This is a genomic window from Flavobacteriales bacterium (assembly GCA_016699575.1).
In the GTDB taxonomy this organism is placed as follows: Bacteria; Bacteroidota; Bacteroidia; order Flavobacteriales_F; family PHOS-HE28; genus PHOS-HE28.
In genome coordinates, this window is sequence record CP064979.1 from 1139605 (window position 1) to 1160267 (window position 20663).

Below are 20663 nucleotides of genomic sequence, written 5' to 3' on the forward strand. Positions count from 1 at the left end.
AGACCAGCGACAGCCTACTGAAGGTTTGGATGCAGGAAGAAACCAACCTCACGCAGCGTCACAACCTGGCCTTGGCATACTTGGACAGGGGGTTGTTCAGCGAGGCGGATTCGCTCGTCGACCTTATCGCGGCAGAGGAGAACAATGTGCCCAGCGAAGGCACGGTGATCCTCCAACTCCGTGCTTGGGCTGCCGCCAACGGCAGACTCAGTCCAGCCCAGCAGGCAGTGGCCCAAGGCTTGGTGGCACAAAACCCACTGGGTGCCACCGGAGCCAAGGCCATGTTGCGCAATGCCTTCGGTGAACCGTACAGCCGAGTGCCCTGGATGTTGAACGATACTCGTGCTGGATACAAGAATGCGGCTGGAGCTGAACAGAGGAAATCGGAATTGCGACTGTGGCCGAATCCAGCCGATCAAACAGTCCAGCTTGTGTCCAACGCGCAACCCATCGCGGAGGTCTCAGTTTTCGCATCGGACGGAAGGGTGTGCTTACGGTCCAAGGCACACGCCGTTCCGGAGCTATCGCTCGATATCTCCACCCTGTCCCCAGGGCCCTATGTGCTTCGGGTGTCCCTAGTAAACGGCAGCATCGTGAACCGGTCTTTCCAGAAGTTGCCATGAGTGCACGCCGTATTTTATGTCTTGGACTCCTGGTGTTGGCCGTTTTTTCATTGAGCGGGCAGGACACGCGCTGGATGCGCCTGTACGATCACCAAAGCACGGTGAACACCATAGGCAGCGTTGGCGTTGTACCGGACACTGGCTACTACATAGGTATTGCCAGTATCCTGAACGGGGCCGGTGAACTGACTCCCTTTTCGATCGACGCTGAAGGTGATACGCTCTGGACCAAGCGCTATCCGGAACCATTCCACACCTTGAAAGCAGGCAGCATCAACATCCGGCCTGATGGTTCTTGGCTCTGGGCAGGTACGGCCCTACCAACCGATACCCAGGAATGGCGAGGCATTGTCTATTGCTTTGAGGCGGATGGCGACACGCTGTGGCGCAGGGTTTATGGCACAGATGAACTGGACGGCTTCAACGCAAGTACGCTGACGAGCAGCGGCAACCTGCTGACCGTGGGTTCTCGGCTCTCAACAACGCTCCGTATCTGGGCGGCAGAAATAGACGAATGGGGCGATACGTTATGGACGCGCACCTATCCTTCAGCATACTGGGAAAATGCCGTGAGCGTCACAAGCTCTTTGGATGGAGGTTTCGCAATCGGCGCATACCGCGAAGTCACGAGCACGAACGACGATATGCTCGTTCTGAAGATCAGCGCCAATGGTGCCTTAGAGTGGCGCAAGGCGTACGGCGGATCCTGGAACGACAACTATGGATTCGTTACAGACCTTGTTGATGGTGGATACATCATGTGCGGCGGCCAACGCACGGGTCAAACCAGCGGCCTTTTCCCCACCATTTACCGATTGCAAGACAACGGCGATACCCTCTGGAGCAAGATCTACACGGAGCATGGGAGAGGTGTGTTCTTTTCGAAACCTATTGAGATGGCCGATGGCGGCTTCGCGCTCTCCGGAGGCGGCGAAGGAGACCAAAGCAGTTCGATAGGGTTCCTCTCCCGTACGGATAGCTCGGGTGTGCTTCTTTGGCACCGCACGTATTCAACCAACCCCAACATCGACCAGTACATCTACGACCTGCGCCGCACCCTCGATGGTGGCTTCATTATGGCGGGCACCGCCTTCGATACCGCGCCACCCCTGAGCCAAGATGCATGGCTGATCAAGACCGACAGCTTCGGCTGCATCGTCCCCGGCTGCCAAGTGTTCGATGCCGTGCTGGAGCAATACACAAGCCTGCAAGGCGCCTTGCAGGTCAGCCCCAACCCCACCACAGATGTGGTTCAAGTCTCCATCACCCTTCCGCCGGGACTTGTCGCTGGCAACGATGCCAAGCTAACCCTCGTTGATGCCCAAGGCCGCAAGGTGATGGAGCAGGCGTTGCCTTCTCTTGTACCCTCTCAGGTCACCACCGTCTCACTATCCCACCTGCCTAGCGCGCTCTACTTCCTGCATCTGACGGACGGCAAGCGTTGGTTGGCAGGGGCGCGGGTGGTGAGGCAGTAGCCGAAAGCAGCCGTCCAGGACTTCAGGGCTTATCGCGCATTCCGACCCTCCGTCGGATCCCATCCGGTGTTCGTCGAGAATGTTGAACCGGGTGCTTGCGCATGGGGTTGAAGGCCCCAGAACCAAGCTCAATGCGCTTCACCCGTACCCGTTCGTTGCTCGTTGCTTGCCTCACATGGGGCGCCTCGTTGAGCAGCAATGCCACCACCTACTACATCAGTCCCGATGGCGGCGATGCCAACACGGGCACCAGCCAAGCCCAGGCGTGGAAAACCATTGGCCGGATGATGCAGGGCATCTTCAGCCTGCAGCCGGGCGACCAGATCCTCTTCAAACGGGGAGGTACCTACCGCGGCAAGCTGGAGATCCCACTGAGCGGCAACGCAAGCCAGCCGATCACCGTGGGCGCTTATGGCACCGGCAACGCACCCATCATCAGCGGCAGCGTGCTGGCTACGAACTGGACGGTGCACAGCGGCAACATCTGGAAGACAACCGTGAGCGAGGACGTGAAGTTCCTCTACTTGGCTGGTCAATTGATGACCTTGGCGCGCTACCCGAACACCGGCTGGCTGCGCAACGACAACGGCAGCGCCACCCACATCACCGACGCCGCCTTGACCCAGCCCGATGGCTATTGGGTGGGCGCGCAGCTCGTGGTGCGCAGCAGCAACTGGAGCTACGATACACCCATCATCAGCGGGCATTCGGGAACCACCATCACCTTCCCCACGGTGTTCAGCAACCTGGCACAACTCCATTGGGGCTACTTCATCCAGAACAAACTGAGCGAATTGGACCAGCCTGGTGAGTGGTACTACGATGGAGCCACCGACCAGCTGTACTTCCGCGCACCGAACAATGCCGACCCGAACACACTGACCGTTCAGGCGGCCGTGAAACCCCACGGCGTTTTCGTGCACTGGAACGTTCACCATGTCATCGTCAAGGACCTCGACTTCCGCCACCAGACGGAGGCCAGCGTGATGAACAGCGGCGGCTACAACGTAACCGTGCAGGACTGCCAGTTCGCGGACACGTACAAAGGCATCCACAGCTTCGGCCACCACGGCACGTTCACCGGCAACACCATACAGCGCACGTTCGGCACCGGTGCGCACATCCTGGAAGACAACGGCACCACCACGAACAACACGTTCGAGGACATCGCCTTGCATCCCGGTCTTGGCGAAAGCACCTGGGGCTACATGGGCCTGCGCGTAACGGGCAACAACTACGTGGTGAGCGGCAACACCTTCGACAACATCGGCTACATCGCGTTGAACCCGGAGGGCAGCGGCCTGATCGAGAAGAACTACATCGCCCACGCCATGGCCACGCTGAACGACGGCGGCGGCATCGCCTTCGACAACTGCGACGGGCTCACGATCCAGGACAACATCATCACCGACCTCATCGGCAACCTGGAGAGCAGTGCCCCGAACTTCGACAACTACGTGCCCATCAATCACGGGATCTACTTCGGCAACACTTCGATCAAGAACACCACCGTGCAGCGCAACACCGTGGCGCACTGCGCGGGCAGCGGCATCCATGTGGACCATACGATGGTGAGCCTGAACAACCAGGTGAAGGACAACGTGCTCTTCGACAACGAGATCCAGATGAGCATCAGCGACGCCAGCAACAACACCGGGCCCGGCGCTCAGCCTCCGTACTACATGCCGGCCTACAACGACGTGTACAGCGGCAACGTGATGTACTGCACCAAGCAGGAGCAGATCTGCTTATGGATGTACAACGTGTACAGCAGCAACCCGGTGGACTTCGGTACCTTCAGCAACAACTACTACTTCAACCCGTGGGACGAGATGGTGATCGTGATCCACAACGTGTTCGCCCCCTGGTACAAGCGCTTCAGCCTGGAGCGCTGGAAGACGGAGCGTGGCGAGGACATGAACAGCCATGTGAGCCCGCAGCACCTGAACAAGTACGAGGTACTGAGCGTGCTGGGCAACAACCTAACCCCCAACGGCGACTTCGACAGCAACGTGACCGGTTGGGGCGGCTGGCCCACGAATGCTCAGCTCACGCACGACTATACCTACCTGGACAACGGTGCTTGCAAGGTGAATTTCCCCAACGGCAACATGTACCCCACGTTCGGTTTGCGCCACACCACCAACAGCAACGTAACGGCAGGTCAGTGGTACCGCATGAAGTTCGCCGTGCAGAGCACCGCCGTGGGCCAGGTGCGCGCCGGCTTCAAAACGGTGAGCCAGGAGACCGGCCCCAATGCCTACGGCGACAAGTACATCCCCTTCGGTCCCACGCGCCGCGATGTGGAGTTGATCTTCCAAGTGGGCCAAAGCGAAGGCGGCTACGCCCGGTTCGAGAACATCTGGCAGGAGCCCGTGTACTGGTTGGACAATGTTGAGGTGGAGCGCGTTACCGTGCAGGAGGTGGACCCGTACGTGGACCACGTGCTGCACTTCAACAACCAGACGACCGCGCAGACCATCGCCCTCACGGGCTGCTGGGCCGATGTGGACGGTGTGCTGCACAGCGGCAGCATCACCCTGCAACCGTTCGAGGGCATGATGCTCGTTCGCCAGGAAGACATTCTCTGCGGTCTGAGCACCGGTGTTGAAGAAGAGGGCGCCAGCGCCACGATCGGACTCTACCCGAACCCCACAAGCGCAGGTGGCACCGTTCAGTTGGGCACCCCCGTCAGTGAGACCACCAACGTGGCGTTCATTGACGTACAAGGCCGCACCATGGGTAGGCTTATACTGGCTCCCGGTACACGTTCCTTCGGCCTCGACAGCACCATGGCACCCGGCGCCTACACCGTATTGATGACCACCGCCAACGGCGCCCAACACGGTCGATTGGTGGTGGAATAGCGGTTCTCTCCGTCCAAGCGCGAAGGGCGCGTCCGGTCAGGGCGCGCCCTTCGTGCGATAACTTTCGCTTAACACGCTTCGTTCAACCCGCCCCCACTTCACCTCCCGTGCTCCTTCAAAGCTCATTCAGTCCGCAGCGGGCATTGCGCGTGCTGCTCAACGTCTCGGCGGTCCTCAGCGCCTTGCACCTTGTGCTCCTCTACTTGCGTGAAGGCCACGGCATCAAGGCCAAGGCCCTCACCATGCTGTTCGACCTGGACCACGAAGCGAACGTGCCCACGCTGTTCATGGTGGGCTTGTTCCTCGTGAACGGCCTGTTGCTGTGGTCATTGATGCGGCTCGACCGTCCCAACGGCCGGAAGCGCTGGCAATGGCTGCTGCTCGCCTTTGTCTTCGTTTTCCTCGCGATCGATGAGGGCAGCCAGATCCACGAAAAGAGCATAGAAGCCATGCACCGGTTGATGGGCAGCATACCCCATTCCGCACTGCTATATGCCTGGGTGATCCCTTACGGCTTGGCTTGCTTGGCACTGGGCATCGTGCTCGGCAAGTTCCTGCTCTCATTGCCCAGGCGCACGCTTTTCCTCATGATGGCCAGTGGTTGCGTATTCGTGGGAGGTGCATTGGGCGTTGAGATGCTGGAAGGCGCGGCCACTGTCAACGGCGGCGAAACGAGCATGTTCTACCTGCTGTTGAACGCGCTGGAGGAGATCATGGAAATGATCGGACTCTCGCTGTTCGTGTACACCCTGCTCGACCACCTCAAGACCTTCCGCCCTGAATTCACGCTGCGCCTTGCGCAGAATTGATCGGCCGCGGCAGGATGCGCGCCGGGTTGCCCACGGCGATGTGTTGCGCAGGAACGTCCTTCAGTACCACAGCGCCCGCACCTATCGCCACATCATCGCCAATGGTGATGGGCCCGATGATCACCGCGTTCGCGCCGATGTCCACCCGATCACCGAAGCGCGGGCTGCGGCTGTAGGTACCGTCCTTCAGTTTGCGGTTGCCGATGGTGGTGCTGTTGCGCACCGTGCAGTCGGCACCGAAAACGGTGCCGTCGTTCACGATCAGCGCCTGCCCATGGTCGATGCGGAAGCCCGGACCGATGCGCGTCTTCCAAGGCAGTTCGATGCACAGGAACCACTCCACCGTGACCCGGTAAGCCAGGAAGAGCGGGAGGAAGAGGATGAACGTGAGCGTGTTCTGCCGCAACAGGTGCAGCGTGCGGAACCACAGCATCACCAGCTTTCCTTTCGGGTTGCGTGCGTTCGCGTTCCAGTCCTGCGCGATGTTCCAAACGCTGGCGGCCATGATCATGCTGGGGTTGAAACGGAACGATTGAAGAAGAGCTTCAGTTGCTTGGGAACGTGCAGCGCCACCGTGACCAGTTGCGCCAACAACGAGGGCAGGGTGCCCATGCCGACGGCCTCGCTCAGCTTCTTCCGCTCGTCCAGGGACTTCGAAAGCGGTATCGTCATGCTGGCACCGCCCGCGCTGAAATTGGCCAATGCTCCGGGCAGGTAGAGGAAGCCATCCTTGTCTTCCATCCAGGCGCGCAAGGTCCAGTGATGGTCCCCGCCGATCTTCAGGTCGGTGCGGAAAGGTCTATCGATGTAGAACGACCGGCGCACGAAAAAACTCGGGTGATTGAGCACCATCTCCCAGTACTTGAGCAGGAAGCCGTTCCGCTTGGCGAACTTCATCTTCTTGCCGCCTCCTTCGTAGTGGATCCAGATGTCGCCGTGCACCACGTTCACTTGGGGCTTGTTGCGTACCGCTTCCACCATGCGTTTCACCACACCGGGTTCGTACCAGTCGTCCGCATTGATGAGCGCGACCCATTCGCCGGAGCAGAGTGAAACGCCCTTGTTCATGGCGTCGTAGATGCCCTTGTCCCGCTCGCTCACCCAGAAGTCGAGCCGATCGCCGTAACGCCTGATGAGGTCCACCGTTCCGTCCTTGCTGCCCCCGTCAACGATGATGTACTCGATGTTCGGATAGTCCTGGGCGAGCACACTATCGATGGTCCTTTGCAGGGTGGTTTCCCCGTTGTACACCACGGTGACGATGCTCACCAGCGGCAGTTCGGCCGAGCCCTGCTTGCGTTCTCCTTTGGTGCGCTTTCCTCCGTTCATGGTGTCCTGTTCACGAGCTCGCCGTTCAGCAAGCGGTCGGGCCGCGTCACGTATCGTTTGTCCACCGCCAAGTAGGCGAGCATGGTCATGAAGACCACATAACCGATGAACACGCCGTGCACGAATATGTCGATCTGGTACACGAAGAGGATGTAGATCATGGCGGCATAGAGCGGTGCCTCGCTGAACCCGCCGATGTACCGATCCCGATAGGACTTGTAGGCCGTCCACATGAGCCAGTAGAAGAGGATGAGCGCCAGCACGCCCTGACTGGTGAGGACCTCGAGAAAGGTGCTGTGCATGTGCAGGTTGTATGCGTCTTCTTCGCCCCACAACCGAGCCACTTCATCGAGCATTCCGATCTTGAAGTGGCCGTGGTAACCCAGACCTTGCCAGAACCCGCGGCGATCGCTGACCACCCAGTCCCACACAGCCTCCCAGATGTAGGTGCGGCCGTTGAAGGAGGTCACGTCCTCCTTGTTCACCCGGCCCAGAATGCTGGCGAAGAGCGGCAAGCTGAGCACGGCATAGATGAGCAGCGCGAAGCTCATCATGATGGGCATGGTGAAGAGGGACACCACGTAGACGCGCGCCACCTTCATCACCTTGAACAGGAACAAGGCCGTGAAGACGAGGAAGACCATGAACGAGAGCCGGCTGTTGATGCTCAGCATCGCGGCCAGATTCACCAGGTAGAGCCCGCCGTAGCTGAAGAAGCGCAGCGGCCGTGTGGAGAACTCTGCGGGTTTGATGCGGAACAGGAGCATCATGTTCACCAACGCGACCAGGTGCGACCCGTCGTAGATCCCGGTGGCGAACGGCAGGCTTACACGTCCCGGGAAACTGTGCATGAGGTTGTGCATGCCCGCTCCGTACCCCAGGTAGTTGATGATGAGCAGACCGAGCAAGCTCTTGAGCAGCAGGTCCGGAAAATCGAAGTCTTCCGCTTCCCGGTTGTAGATCATCACGATGACAGCCGCCGGGAACGGCACGAGTGTGAGCACCGTTTGTCCGATGGTATTGGGAAGACCCAGCAGCGGCACCCGATGCACGAGCAAACCCACCCAGTACATGAACACAAGCGTGCCGATGTACAACATCGTCAACCAGAACACACGGTTGGTCATGGGCACGAAGACGCGCTGGTACAAACGATCCACGGCCCAGATGAGGATGATGAGCAAATAGCCCATGGACGCGCTCAAGTAGCCCACCGTGGGGCTCTTCTTCACGATCAACCAACACCCGATGCCATAAACCGGCAGGGCGATGAGGAAGAGGAAGTTGATGAGCTTGCGCTTGCTGATCACGGCGAATGGTCGGCGCCAAGGTATCCGCACCCGCCGCTGTGGGGCCGGGGCCGTGCCGGGGTTGTCAATTGCCCGTTGTCAGTTGATGCCCAACTTCCGTTGGATCTTGCCAAGGAACGGAGTGATCGCTTGGTCCACCTCCTTGGGCAACGCCTGCTTGATGCGGTTCTTGAAGCGCCGCAGCATGCTCGGCTCGATGTACTTCTCGAAGTATTCCAGGTCGCGTTCCTTGTCCACCACCATGAAGGTCGGATGCTTCAGGGGGAAAACCATATCGCCTGCAGCATCCTTGTTGCGCGGGTCCAGGTAGCTGCCCGTGTGCGTGCTGCCCGCACCGAATCCGATGTTGCGGATCAGGTTCACCGTGGGAATGATGTTCACGCCACCATTGGCGATGCGGCCATAATCCAATTGGAAGTCCCAACTGTGGATGCGGCCGTCCCAGCTCTTCTCCAACAATTCAATACCCTCGCGAGCTTCGGCCTTGCTGAGGAAGTGGCCATTGAGAAGGCCGCCGTCCCTGAGAGCAGGCCAGTCCTGCATGTGCAGATCGTACTTCTTCCACATGCGGCGCCAGCTGGCCCAGCCCCAATAGGCGCCGTAGCCATGCGCGCTGTAGTAGTAGCTCTCGCCATTGCGCGCGGGCCATTCGGGCATGAGATTGTTGCCCATGATGATCCACACGCGCTCATCGTGGCGGTAACGCTCCAAAAGATCCTGCGCGAACCAGAACCACGATGGCATCGGCTTGCAATCGTCCTCCAGGATAATGCCTTCCTCCTCGTGCTCGAAGAACCAACTGATGGCGGCAGGCGGACCGAACTTCACGGTCTGGTTCACCTCGCTGAAGCGGGTCTTCAGTTCGCAGGGCCAATCCACGAGCTTCACCAGGTCGCGCACCTTCTGCACGTCCACGGCTTCCTTGTCGTTGCGCGCACCGTCGCTGGCGAAGTAGAGCCGTGGTGGCCGGGCAGCGCGTATGGCCTCCATCACGGCCTTGCTCTCCTCGAACCGCTTGAAGGCGATGAAGAGCACAGGCGTGCGCAACGGGGCCGGTGGCGTGAAAGCGCTCATGTACGCGGGCCTTGCGTGAAGGTATTGGTGACGTTGTGCAAACGGTACAGGTCAAAATAGCGCAGCATCCCGATCGCGTGGTCGGCCACTTCGCCGGGCGAGGCGAACTCGCCGACGAAACGGTAAAGGAAGAGCTGCATGCGGTCGGCCCATCTTACGCTGATGTCCTGCACGATGTTGCCCTGCCGGTCACTGGGCAGGATCTCGATGCACCCGGCGGCAAAAGCGGTTGGCAGCAGCATGTTGCTACCGTGCACGCCCACCACCAGCTGGCTCTTGGCGTAGGCGCGGCACCACGCCAGTTCCACGTCCTTGCTCATGCTGGTGGTGCGCAGGTCTTCGGCCAAACTTCCGTAGCCCCCACTAGGCGCCAGGCCCACCACGTTGAAGGTGCAGGCGGGGAACTCCTTCTTGATCGCCCGCATGCTGCTGCGGATGAGCCGATCCTGCGCCCCGCTCCACACTTTGCGAGCAAAGCCCAGCAAACCCACCGCACCGAGCGTTCGGAAGAGGAATTTGTCCACCATGTTCGGGAACCAAAGCCGGTCCTGTCTTGCCACGAACGTGATGTGCGGCGGCCGTGTGCTGAACTCCTCCAGCTTGAACGGTGCGATGCCTGTATAGCGTTCGATGTCAATGCGCGTGAAGTCCGGGTGGGCCCAGCCCCGGCCCATGTTCACCTCAGCGTACTCGGCCAAACGTTCCCGCACGAACGCGTTGATGGCGTTGTGCCAAACCTGGCCCTGGCCGAGCTTCACATCAACGATCCAAACCTCGGCGCAACCCTTCGGCTCCAACCATGCGAACATGCGTGGCAGGATGACCACTACGCCGTGATCGGGATAGTTGTCGATGTAATGCTGCGCGCTGTAGAGCTTCAGCAGAACGTGCCCATAGAGAAAGTCGATCGTATCGAGCAGGATGATCCTATTGCAGGCCCGGTTCACCTTGCGCTCGATCTTCACGGGAGCATCGCTGCGGTTGCTGAACGCCTTCAGCAGCGGGTCCATCAACCAGTTCTCGGCTCCGTTGCGGTCCAGCAACGAGCCATCGTTCTTGGCAATGCTCACCGCATGATCCACTGCGAAGCCCACAGGCAGGTCGCGCACGAACGCGGTTCCGCAACTGGTACAGGTGTAGTCGCCCAGAACATGTGCGCCGGGGAAGAGCACGCCTTGGGCGGAAACGGACCCCGCCTTGCACTTCGGGCAGGCGAAGTCGCTGAACAAAGCCGGCTTCACCGGCACCAGGTCGCGGTCGGTGATGCGTGTCATGTGGCGCGGTGGAACTTCCAGAAGCTGAACATCGCTTTCATCATCCAACCGAAGTTGGCGCGGGTGTCCTTGAAGAGGAGGTCCATGAGCATGAGGCTTACCGTGAAAGAGATCACCGACGCCCATATGGAGCCGAAGGAGCCCATGGTCGGGATGAGGAGGTAGTTGATCGCGATGTTCAACGACGCTCCGACCACGGCGGTTATCAGCGAATACTTGAACAAGCTCTCATTCGTGATGAAGCTGGCCTTTCCCATGCCCATGTTCGTAAAGAGCAAGCGGATACTGAACCAGCCCAAGAGCACACCGGCGGGCTCGAACTCCGGACCGAAAAAGAGGACGATGACGGGGCGTGCCAAGAAGAACAACGGGACAGCGGTGACGACGAACATCAGGAACATAAGGCGATATTGGTTCAGCAACCGGTCCTCGTACTTCTCACGGCTTTCGAGCTTCGCCCGTGTGATCGCAGGGGCCAGGCTCTTCTGCACGATAACGGGCAAGAAACCGAGGGCCTCGATCATCTTGAGCGCTACGCTGTACTGGCCGACTTCCTTGAAGGCTGCGGCCTGGCCTTTGGTGCGTGTCAGGATGTCGCCGATCATCACCTGGTCGATCTTGGCTTGCACGTATAGCGCAATGCCGAAGATGATCAATGGCCAGCTCTGTTGAAGCAACTCCTTCAGCAGGTCCTTGCTGTACTTCCAGGTGCGCCAAGTGGCCCCGCTCCTCTCGTAGGCCCAGAGGTAACCGCCGCTCATCACCAGCATTTCAACCACGTAGCTCCATGCGAACCAGGACAATGGCGCTTCGATACCGATCAGGAAGAACTTGTATCCGGCACTGATCAAAGCCTGGGCAATGAGGACGATACTGCTCGTCTTCGCCTGCACCTGTGCTTGGAACCAGTATTCAACGACCACGAAGGGCTTCAGCAGCTCAGCAACGGCGATGATCGCGACCAAGATGAGGGTCTCGCCATCCATGCCCTTCAACAAGCCAACCGCAGTGGTGAGGACAACCAACAGCAATGCCCCGAACAACTTGAGCATCGCCGCTGTACCAAGAATGTCGTCCCTTCTTTCGGGCTTGCGGACCAGATCGCGGACAACGATCTCATCAAGGCCCATGCTCGTCAACGCGAAGAACAACCCCACATAACCACTGGCATAGCTCAGTTGGCCAAAGAGCTGGTCGCCCAAATAGCGCGTGGTGAAAATGGTGGTCACCATCACCACGCCCAACCGCACCACCTTCTCCACGAACATCCATGAGGTGTTCGCGAGGTACTTGCGCGCGCCTTCGCTCTTGAGCATCAAGGGCGCCGCTTACTTGACGTAGTAGCCGTATCCGCTCGTGCCGCTCTTGTCCACATCGTTGAACAGCAGGTCGATGCGGCCCAGTTTGCCCGCAGCGTACATCTCGTTCACCAAGCGCAGGTCCTTGCGGTGGGTCTTGCCCTGGCGCACGACGTACAGCGTTACATCGATGTGGCGCGTGAGGATGACGAACTCGCTCACCAAGCCCATCGGGCTGGCGTCCACGATCACTTGGTCGTAGCGGTTGCGCAACTGCTTGAACAGATCGGCCATGTGCGCGCTCTCCACCAGCTCCAGCGGATTCGGCGGTATGGGACCGGCCGTGATCACATCCAGCCCGTTGATGTCGGTGCGGCGGATGATGTGATCGAGCGCGGTTTCACCAATCAAGTAGTTGCTCAGGCCATGGCCGTCCTGCAGTTCCAACGACTCCTGCACGCGCGGACGGCGCATGTCGGCATCGATGATGATGGTGCGCTTGCCGCTGAGGGCCATCACCGTGGCCAGGTTCAGTGCGCAGAAGGTCTTGCCCTCGCCGCTGCTGCTGCTGGTGAAACCCACGACCTGTCTCGCGGCATCCGCGTTCAGGTACTGCAGGTTGATGCGGGCCGTGCGGAAGGCCTCCGCCAGCAAGCTCTTCGGCTCGTCCGGAGTGATGCGCTTGCGCTTGCTCTCCGGGATGGTGGCCAGCAGAGGGATCGGGCTGAGGCGTTTCAGTTCATCCTGGTCGCCGATGGTGTCGTTGAGGAAATCACGCACAAGAACAAATCCTATGGGGATGAGCAGCCCCAGCAACAGCGCACCACCGAAGAGCGTCTTCTTGTCCGGCGCCACGGGCCCACCGACGGCAGCACGTGCATAGTCCACTACGGTCTTGTCCACCTGATCGGAGTTGATGGCGATGCGCGCTTCGAACATCTTTTCCATCAAATAGTTGTTGATGCTCTCGTTGAGCTTGTACTTGCTGCGCTCGGCCTCGGCTTCAGCCGCCGCTCCTGGTCGCGAGTAGATGGTACCGCGCACACTGGACAATTGCCCGGAAACACTGTTCTTCTCGAACTGCATGCGAGCCAACAGGTTGTTCGCACTGCCAACGATCTGCTCGCGGATGTTGCGGACCTTGCGCTTGAGCGCGATCGTGGGAGGTGCGGTGCCCGTTTTGTCGACGGCCAGCTTCTGTACCAGGTCCGTGACGTCCCGGTTGTACTGCTCGATGAGCGACGCGAAACTGGCGTCATCCACGTCGGCCGATGAAGCCACGTTGTTCGCATCAGGATTGCTCATCGTGGAGACGATCCTGTTGAGGTAGTCGATCTGGATGTTGATCCTGTTCAACCGGTTCTCAAGATCGGCCTTCTGACCCACGAGGGCTGTCAGCAAAGCATCGCTGCTGCCCGTCCCGCCAGCCGCCGTCTCTGCATTGACCATGGCGCTCTTGGCAGCATCCAACTGTGCACTGCTGGCATCCAATTGCTTCTCAATGAACTTCACCGTCCGCTCTCCCTTGAAGTTCTGCTTGTCCTGCTCATGCTTGATGTAGGTGGCCATGAGCGAATTGAGGAAGTCCTTCTCCTTGGTGATCGCTTCCCCCACGATGCTGAGCACGACGATGTTGCTCTTCTCGCCCATGCTCTCGGTGCCCAGTCGTTGTCCGTAGCTGTCCACCAGGCCTTCCAGCGAGTTGATGAAGAAGAAGTAGTCGGCTTTGGGATCGTACGGGTAATTCTCAGCGAACGTGATGCGGAAAGCGAGGTTGTCCTCCTTTACTGTGTCCCCGAATGAGAACTGCTTCTCCCAATCCATCAGGGCACGGAAGTCGTCCACGCCAGTACCCGTCTTGGGATCATACAAGGGCACGTTCTTGCCCTTCACATTCACCGTGAACTTCTTGCCGGCCTCATCCACCTTCACGTGAACCGGCAAGCCGGTCACCTGCTTCACGCTGCTATCGAGCACCACCGTGAACGGCGGGTAGTCGTACAGCTCCCGAGTGAGGTAGTTCTTCTTGCTGAGGTAGCTGATGCCGAACGGCTTGTCCTTCAGGTTCGTCAGGGTCTTGCGCAACATCGTCTGGCTGCGCAATACGGCGATCTGGTCCTCGATGTCGGCGCTGTTGCGCAGGTAGCCGGTGCCCTTCAGGAATTCCTCATTGGATGAACCGAACGCGCTGCGGCTCTTCTCGCTGAGCATGATGGACGCACCGACCAAGTAGCTCTTGGGCGTGGTCTTGTACTTGGCGTAGGCGGCAGCAACGGCCAGGCCGACGGTGATGACGAACAGCCACCACACCTTGAGCAGTTTGCCGAAGATGGCCTTCAGGTCAATGCTGTCGCCGACTGCTTCCTTGCTCATTGGTTCTGGCTGTTCACGACGGTGACCACCAACGCCGCAGCGCTCACCGCGGCGAACAGGATGCTGAGCAGATCGAGATTGTGGCGGCCTACGCGGGCCCGCAACGTGGGGACGTAAACCACATCGCCCGGCAGCAGGAAGTAGTACTCGCTGGTGAGCACATCGGTGCTGCCCAGGTCCACGTAGATGGCCTGCACACCACGATCGCTCTGGCGCATTAGGGTCACCTTCTCCTTGTCTGCGAACTCATTGGCCCCACCCGCTTGGGCCAGGGCCTCAAGAATGGTGATCTGGTTGTTGTAGACGAAATAGGTACCGGGGCGCTGCACATCGCCCAGCACGCTAACGCGGTAGCTCACCAGTTTCAGGATGACCGTGGCGTTGTTGAAGCGGTCGTTGATCTTGCGTTGGATGACGTCCTGCGCTTCGGGAACGGTGAGCCCTTGCACCTTCACTTTGCCGATCGTGGGCAGCTCCACCTGTCCATTCTTGTCAATGCCGAAGCCGTTGATGTACAACGAAGCATCGGTCATTCCGATGGTCCCGTTGGCACTCTCCACGTTGAAGAACTTCGAGGTGGCGTCATCGAGCCCCATCACACGGATGCTCAGGACATCGTTCACCTGGACGCGGTACTCGAACTTCTTGTTCTCGAAGAGCTTGGCGCCCTCGGTGCTGAGCGACTTGTCGCGGAGGTAGTTGATGTCGCGGCGGCCCACGCATGAGGCCAGGCTGCCGATCAGTACGATCCCGATCAGCCACAATGCTCCTTTCTGCTGCATACTGGTGGTTTGGGGCCGAGTAAGCGGCCGTTCCGTTTTGAAGAAGGCGAAAGATACGTGCGGGCCTAGCGCAGGGTTTCGAGCACGGCCAGCATGTGTTGGCCATCGATGGATCCGTTGGATCGGGGATACCAATCCCAAAAACGACAAGCTCGGGCGGATGCCGGGACTTGTTCTCCTCAGCCCGAAGTAGGTGGTAGCGAGGATCTGGTAGGGCCCGAGCGTTCCACCATTCCACTACAAGAATGAACAAGCCCCGGCGTTTGCCGGGGCTTGTTCTCCGTAGCCCGTAGGGGGCTACATCTATCCCGTCGCTACTTTTCCTCATTCCGCCCTCAACGGCTACTTCCCTGCATTCATCGGCCTGCCCGGATGGTGAATGGAGGTAGGCGGGAATCGCTCAGGGAAAGAAAAACCGATGCCCGGACCGATGCCGGAACATCCTGGCCGCTACATTTCGGGCATCCAGTGCAACACATCGTGAGAACCCATGCCCAAATACCGCTTCAACCTCCGAACGACTAAGGAGACGCGCCCCGACCAACCCGCCATTGTGCGTTTCATCATTCGGTGGAATGGTGAGACGCTCACCTATCCGACCGGCGAGACAATTGCACCGAAGCATTGGTGCGACGAACCAGGACAGCGCAACTTTCAACGGGCCAAGGAAACCCGGTCGTTCCCCGAACATCCGGAGTTCAACCGCCGCCTATCTGATCTTGAACTGAAGGCAAGGGACGCATTCCGGGCGTTCACCACGGACCACGGGCGGGAACCCTTCCCCGATGAACTGCGCACGGCCTTGGATATCGCAACGGGCCGCACGGTAGAAACACCCGCCGAACTATTCGCCTTCGCAGCGGGCTACATTGACAGCGAAGAAGGGCGGTTCAACACTGATCGGAAACGCTCCTTTCATCGGGCCACCACATCACGCTACCGTGTGACCTTGGCCTACCTGAAGGAATACACCGCGCAACGCCAAGGCGCGAAGGAGGGGCGGATTCCATTCGCGGCGATCACTCCGGACTACGTTACCGGCTTCACTGCCTTCCTGACTAACGATAAGGGGTTCGCGGCCCATACGGTCGTGAAGTACGCCCGGACGTTGCGCCTGTTCATGGCGAAGGCCGAAGAAAAGGGGCACGATGTGAACCGTCAGGCGATGGCAAAGGCTACGGCCAACATGCAGCAAGGTGACGAAACCGATATGGTCTATCTGACCACGGACGAACTAATGGCCTTTGATCGTGCCGACCTGACCGCACACCCCCGGTTGGACGCTGCCCGTGATCGGTTCATCGTTCAGGCGTTCACCGGGCTTCGGTTCGGGGACTTGTCGCGGTTGATGCCGGAGCACTTCGCCGCCGGACAGATGGAAACCGACACGAGCAAAACGGGGAAACGGGTTGTGGCCCCTATCGCCCCGGTCGTTCAGCGCATCCTTACCAAATACGGCGGCAAGATGCCCCCGGCGATATCGAACCAGAAACAGAACGATTACCTGAAGGCAGCGGCAGAAATGGTCCCGGAACTTCAGGAACGTGTGCGCACTGCCCGCACGGTAGCGGGTATGCGGGTGGAAGCCGTCCGTCGCAAGTGCGAACTGATCACTACGCACACCGCGCGTCGGTCCTTCGCGTCGAACCTCTACCTGTCCGGGGTTCCTGCCCGTTCCATCATGAAGGTCACAGGTCACACGACCGAACAGGCGTTCATGCGATACATCCGCCTAACCGATACGGAACACCTCGGCATCATTGCAGCGTCCCCGATGTTCAACGTTGGGTTGTTGCACGTCGCTTAATACACCGCGTCATGATGTTCACTTTTGGAAGTCTGGACTCAGACAGTGCGGAGGCATATCGGGAACGGGCAGAGGCCAACCCTACGCGCTGGCAAGACTTATCGCGGCTGTTGGAAGAGGAGGCCGAGGCAGCGAACAGTATCGCTGCCAGACCATGCACACATGGTCGCGTTTTCGCCGAAACTTGCTTGGAGTGCTGGCAGGACATTGCCCCTGCATTTCGAGGGGTGGTAGAGATCATGCACAGGATGCGAATGGAATTCGGGGAACCGGTTCCCACGGATCCAACCGAATACCGGACATGGGTTATCACCTATCGAGACGAACGGATTCGCGACATACAGTTTGCGGGCACCTCGGGCCAGGCATTTGAGAGGGCACCGGTCGCTTGGCAAGTCGAACAAGACTACATCGTGCAATTCTGCGATCAGGAAGTAGGAAGGTTGGATCGGTTGGCCGCTGCGGTGTTCGTTTCAGGTATGCCATCCGCACCTCCTTTCACTTGGAAAGGCGAAGCCGGTGAGCTGTTCCAGCTATTCGATGAGATGATCGGGAAGGGTTGGATCCGCATACCAAGGAACGGGGGCAAGGTTTCCCGTACAGAATTGGCGAAACGCGTGCGCACCGCCTTTGACTTCGATGACGGTTCAACAATAGCTGAATCGGTAGCCGTGAAGTACCTCAAGAAGAGTAAATATCCACCGGGGCAAACTGTCCAGACACTCGATTGGAACCCCAAGGTGCCACCGGGCAAACGATCCACGTTCAACCCCGAAGAACAGGGCGGTTAGGTTACGTCCGTACCCGGTCGGGACCTACCGATCTTCGTTCATCCGTTCTATTCGCATCGCGGCCAGCAAACACGGTCGGATGCAAATGGAAAACAACATTGTCCTTTCACAGATTCCCGCCGAAGAGTTGGCCGGAATGATCGCGCGGGCAGTACGCGCCCAAATTGGCCCGATGCCAACGGCAGCGTTACCGGACACCGAACGACTCCGCACGACCAAAGAGGCTGCGGACTTTTTCCAAGTCTCAGAGCCCACCCTCCGCGACTGGACACGCCGTGAGTTGGTGAAGGGTTCGCGAATCGCTGGACGGGTCCGATACCGACATGCTGACCTATTGGACGCGCTGCAACGGATCAGCGTTCGTAAATCCCAGCGTCATCATACGCGGTGAATGTGGAAACAACGAAGGCGCACCTTAGGCGCGCCTCGCTGTTCCAGTGTCAACCCACGGACGAACCGCAGTGATCGACGGTGTGAAACTACGCATCAGAGGGCGCGCACGGCGACGGCTGCGCCTTAACGAGTTGATTCAATGGCGACCCAATGGCACGTTCAAGGATGGGCGGCCGAGGTTCCGGGGCACCTGGGCAGGTTTCACTTTCGTGGGCGACGATCGGGAATGCTGGGAGTTCCGAGGGTCGTTCCACAAGTACCACGAAGGCGGTACGAACTGCCGTGACTTCACGTTGTCCCAATTCGTGCGCACGGTGAACGAGATATGTGATCGGTTGCGGTTGCATCCGGGCAGCGTGACTGTGTGCAATGTCGAAACCGGGGTGAACGTGTGCCCCCCGATACCGACGCGGGAAGTATTGGCGCGGATCATCATGCACAAGGGCGCGCGTCCAATGCACATGAAAGGCGCGAAACCGGGCCACGGCATCACGATCGAACACACCGCGTGCCGTTACAAGTGGTACGACAAGGCCGATCAGAACGACATGGAAGGCGAGTTGCTGAGGGCTGAGAACGCGGATCACAAGATGGCAGCGGTGAAGGCAGCGATATGGCCCAACCCAAAGGACCGCCGCACGGTGACACTTGCGGACCTGTTGGATCCCGCCGTTTGGCAGGCATTGCAAACCCTAGCCCTTCGCCGCTTCGATGAACTGTTGATCCTGGAACCCGACCTGAACACCGACGGCCTGAGCGAAAAGGACCTTGCCCTACTGAGCAACGCGATGCGCCCGGAGTATTGGAAAGGGCTGAAACGATCCACGCGCTGCGATCAACGTCGAAGGTTGGACCGGATCATCATGGAGCGTGGAAGATCCCACCTGAAGGCCGAACTACGGCAACTGATCACGGACAAGTTCACGGCAGCGATCGACATGGACGCCCGGACGAATTGCCCAAGGGTGCAACCGGTGGCCATGGTGCCCACGGATACCCCGGACCGGACATACTGCTCACTAGTGATAAAGGAGCACAACGTCCGGTCTGAGGTATCCGAACAGAACGACGTGGTGGAGGTACGTCGGTGCCCGGAATGCGACCGCGACATCACGCACCAAGATCCGCGTTCAGAGGTTTGCAGCGAACGCCTCTATGGCAAGGAAGGGAAGAGGTGCCGGAACGCACGGAGTAACCGAAAATTGAGCCTTCGGCGCATGGACGCGCGTAGCCTCCCCCTGTTCGATCAACGGCCGTTCATCCGCCCCCCTGGGGGGCCGCAACACGGCAACACCTCGGCGCGATGAACCCGCAACGTATTTTCAACCCATGCGCCGGTTCTTCAAACGCCTTGTCCGGTTGCTTGGGTTCCTGTTGGACCTTGCAACGTCACACCCCGCACGATGGCAATACAAGACTGACCGTTGGCAGGACCGTGACCCTTTATGAGCTCAACACCTTGGACATGGATGCCCGCGCTTCGCATTTGTGGACGCATGGTGAGTACGTGACCGGCATTGCCGATGCCCAAGGCCGTAGCAACTTCTACGCGCTCCACGGCTACTTTGTCGAGGTGGAGTTATTCGATGAAGGCAACGCAATTGCGGCCGTTATTCCCTTCAACGCTGGCGACCGTTACGAACGAATGATCCGGGGCGTTGACTTGTCACGGCTCACCTGAAGGAACATCCATGAACAAGGATCCGCATACTGGCCACTTCGCCAAGGGCAACAGCGGCCGTGCCAAGGGCACGAAGAACCTGCGAACCCTGCAATGGGAAGAGCTGGGTAAAGAGATCACAGAGGCCAACGGCGCACGGTTCAACGCCCTGCTGGAACGGTTGTGGAATAGCCGCAAACTGTCCGATCAGATCCGCGCCGCTGAGTTGTTCCTGAAGGTGGCGGAGTTCTTCAAACCGAAGTTGCAGCGGATCTACGCACCAGACCCAAACCCGCAGACCGTCCCAGTGATCAACATCGTTGTGCAACCGCCCCCCGTCGATCCCGATGGCCCCTTGCGCAGTGGGAACGCCTTGGATAGCGCCAGGACGTAGGCCGTAGTTTGCGGCGGTTCAACGGGGTGTTTGGCCCAGCGCGTGCGTGAAGGCCATTGCCGCGAAGTATGCACTCACCAAGTCACGGTCAGGCAACTACCTTCGGAGTATGCGAAACATGATACTACTACTTGCACTGACGTTAGGAACTGTGACCCGTGCCCAAGGCGACGTGATGGAAACACTGAGTTCACACTATTCCACTGATAGCCTTTTTTTCACGGTGGACACGGTGCGGTTTGACGTGCCGTTGGCCAATGTGAAACCCAAAATAGAGAAGTACGTGTGCGCCGCTGTCGGGCCTTGGAGCACTAACGAGGTCAGTTCCCTGGGTAGCCTCGCATCGGGCCGTGTGGAGTTTACCTACATGCCCGAGAACCTCATGGAAGTTACCCGTGCGGGGT

At 59.2% G+C, this 20663-nt stretch carries 18 protein-coding genes; 10 read left to right on the forward strand and 8 right to left on the reverse strand.

The annotated features are described in order from the left end of the window. Positions 1-29: 29 nt before the first annotated feature. The 4 genes from IPJ76_04710 to IPJ76_04725 all read left to right on the forward strand — a co-directional run bounded on the left by IPJ76_04710 (position 30) and on the right by IPJ76_04725 (position 5774). Positions 30-623, forward strand: a complete 594-nt coding sequence (locus tag IPJ76_04710) for a T9SS type A sorting domain-containing protein (GenBank protein QQR87532.1) — start codon at positions 30-32, stop codon at positions 621-623. Further along, the gene (locus tag IPJ76_04715; GenBank protein ID QQR87533.1) at positions 620-2098 is read left to right on the forward strand and encodes a T9SS type A sorting domain-containing protein; all 1479 of its coding nucleotides are present in this window, start codon (positions 620-622) and stop codon (positions 2096-2098) included. The genes IPJ76_04710 and IPJ76_04715 overlap by 4 nt, the downstream gene beginning before the upstream one ends. 131 nt (positions 2099-2229) lie before the next feature. Continuing rightward, positions 2230-4965 (forward strand): right-handed parallel beta-helix repeat-containing protein, encoded by a 2736-nt coding sequence (locus IPJ76_04720; GenBank protein QQR87534.1) that lies wholly within the window; start codon positions 2230-2232, stop codon positions 4963-4965. Between the two features lie 107 nt (positions 4966-5072). Next, positions 5073-5774, forward strand: a complete 702-nt coding sequence (locus tag IPJ76_04725) for a hypothetical protein (GenBank protein QQR87535.1) — start codon at positions 5073-5075, stop codon at positions 5772-5774. Here the strand turns inward: IPJ76_04725 and IPJ76_04730 are convergent. From IPJ76_04730 to IPJ76_04765, 8 genes are all read right to left on the reverse strand, one after another. Then, positions 5749-6285 carry a serine acetyltransferase gene (locus IPJ76_04730; protein ID QQR87536.1) on the reverse strand — a complete coding sequence of 179 codons (537 nt, stop codon included), beginning with the start codon at positions 6283-6285 and terminating at the stop codon, positions 5749-5751. The two genes, IPJ76_04725 and IPJ76_04730, sit on opposite strands and share 26 nt — an antisense overlap. Then, positions 6282-7103 (reverse strand): glycosyltransferase, encoded by an 822-nt coding sequence (locus IPJ76_04735; protein QQR87537.1) that lies wholly within the window; start codon positions 7101-7103, stop codon positions 6282-6284. The genes IPJ76_04730 and IPJ76_04735 overlap by 4 nt, the downstream gene beginning before the upstream one ends. Then, a complete protein-coding gene (locus IPJ76_04740; protein QQR87538.1) occupies positions 7100-8413 on the reverse strand; it encodes an O-antigen ligase family protein in 1314 nt (437 codons plus the stop codon). The genes IPJ76_04735 and IPJ76_04740 overlap by 4 nt, the downstream gene beginning before the upstream one ends. Before the next feature lie 78 nt (positions 8414-8491). Further along, entirely contained in the window at positions 8492-9487 is a 996-nt protein-coding gene (locus tag IPJ76_04745; protein QQR87539.1) for a nucleotide-diphospho-sugar transferase, read from the reverse strand. Next, complete coding sequence (locus IPJ76_04750; GenBank protein ID QQR87540.1) at positions 9484-10761, reverse strand: hypothetical protein; 1278 nt, start codon at positions 10759-10761, stop codon at positions 9484-9486. The genes IPJ76_04745 and IPJ76_04750 overlap by 4 nt, the downstream gene beginning before the upstream one ends. After that, the gene (locus IPJ76_04755; protein QQR87541.1) at positions 10758-12077 is read right to left on the reverse strand and encodes a flippase; all 1320 of its coding nucleotides are present in this window, start codon (positions 12075-12077) and stop codon (positions 10758-10760) included. The genes IPJ76_04750 and IPJ76_04755 overlap by 4 nt, the downstream gene beginning before the upstream one ends. Before the next feature lie 12 nt (positions 12078-12089). Beyond that, a complete protein-coding gene (locus IPJ76_04760; protein QQR87542.1) occupies positions 12090-14432 on the reverse strand; it encodes a polysaccharide biosynthesis tyrosine autokinase in 2343 nt (780 codons plus the stop codon). Then, positions 14429-15214, reverse strand: a complete 786-nt coding sequence (locus IPJ76_04765; GenBank protein QQR87543.1) for a polysaccharide export protein — start codon at positions 15212-15214, stop codon at positions 14429-14431. The genes IPJ76_04760 and IPJ76_04765 overlap by 4 nt, the downstream gene beginning before the upstream one ends. Positions 15215-15704: 490 nt before the next feature. On the opposite strand from IPJ76_04765, the gene IPJ76_04770 reads away from it, so the two are divergent. The 6 genes from IPJ76_04770 (at position 15705) to IPJ76_04795 (ending at position 20259) form a co-directional block, all read left to right on the forward strand. Then, positions 15705-17021 carry a site-specific integrase gene (locus IPJ76_04770; GenBank protein ID QQR87544.1) on the forward strand — a complete coding sequence of 439 codons (1317 nt, stop codon included), beginning with the start codon at positions 15705-15707 and terminating at the stop codon, positions 17019-17021. Between the two features lie 254 nt (positions 17022-17275). Then, positions 17276-17812: a hypothetical protein gene (locus tag IPJ76_04775; GenBank protein QQR87545.1), complete on the forward strand. Its 537-nt coding sequence runs from the start codon at positions 17276-17278 to the stop codon at positions 17810-17812. Between the two features lie 85 nt (positions 17813-17897). Next, the gene (locus tag IPJ76_04780) at positions 17898-18203 is read left to right on the forward strand and encodes a helix-turn-helix domain-containing protein (GenBank protein ID QQR87546.1); all 306 of its coding nucleotides are present in this window, start codon (positions 17898-17900) and stop codon (positions 18201-18203) included. A 463-nt stretch (positions 18204-18666) separates the two neighbouring features. After that, positions 18667-19512, forward strand: a complete 846-nt coding sequence (locus IPJ76_04785; protein ID QQR87547.1) for a hypothetical protein — start codon at positions 18667-18669, stop codon at positions 19510-19512. 74 nt (positions 19513-19586) lie between these two features. After that, positions 19587-19886 (forward strand): hypothetical protein, encoded by a 300-nt coding sequence (locus tag IPJ76_04790; protein ID QQR87548.1) that lies wholly within the window; start codon positions 19587-19589, stop codon positions 19884-19886. A gap of 10 nt (positions 19887-19896) precedes the next feature. After that, the gene (locus IPJ76_04795; protein QQR87549.1) at positions 19897-20259 is read left to right on the forward strand and encodes a hypothetical protein; all 363 of its coding nucleotides are present in this window, start codon (positions 19897-19899) and stop codon (positions 20257-20259) included. Positions 20260-20663: the final 404 nt, after the last annotated feature.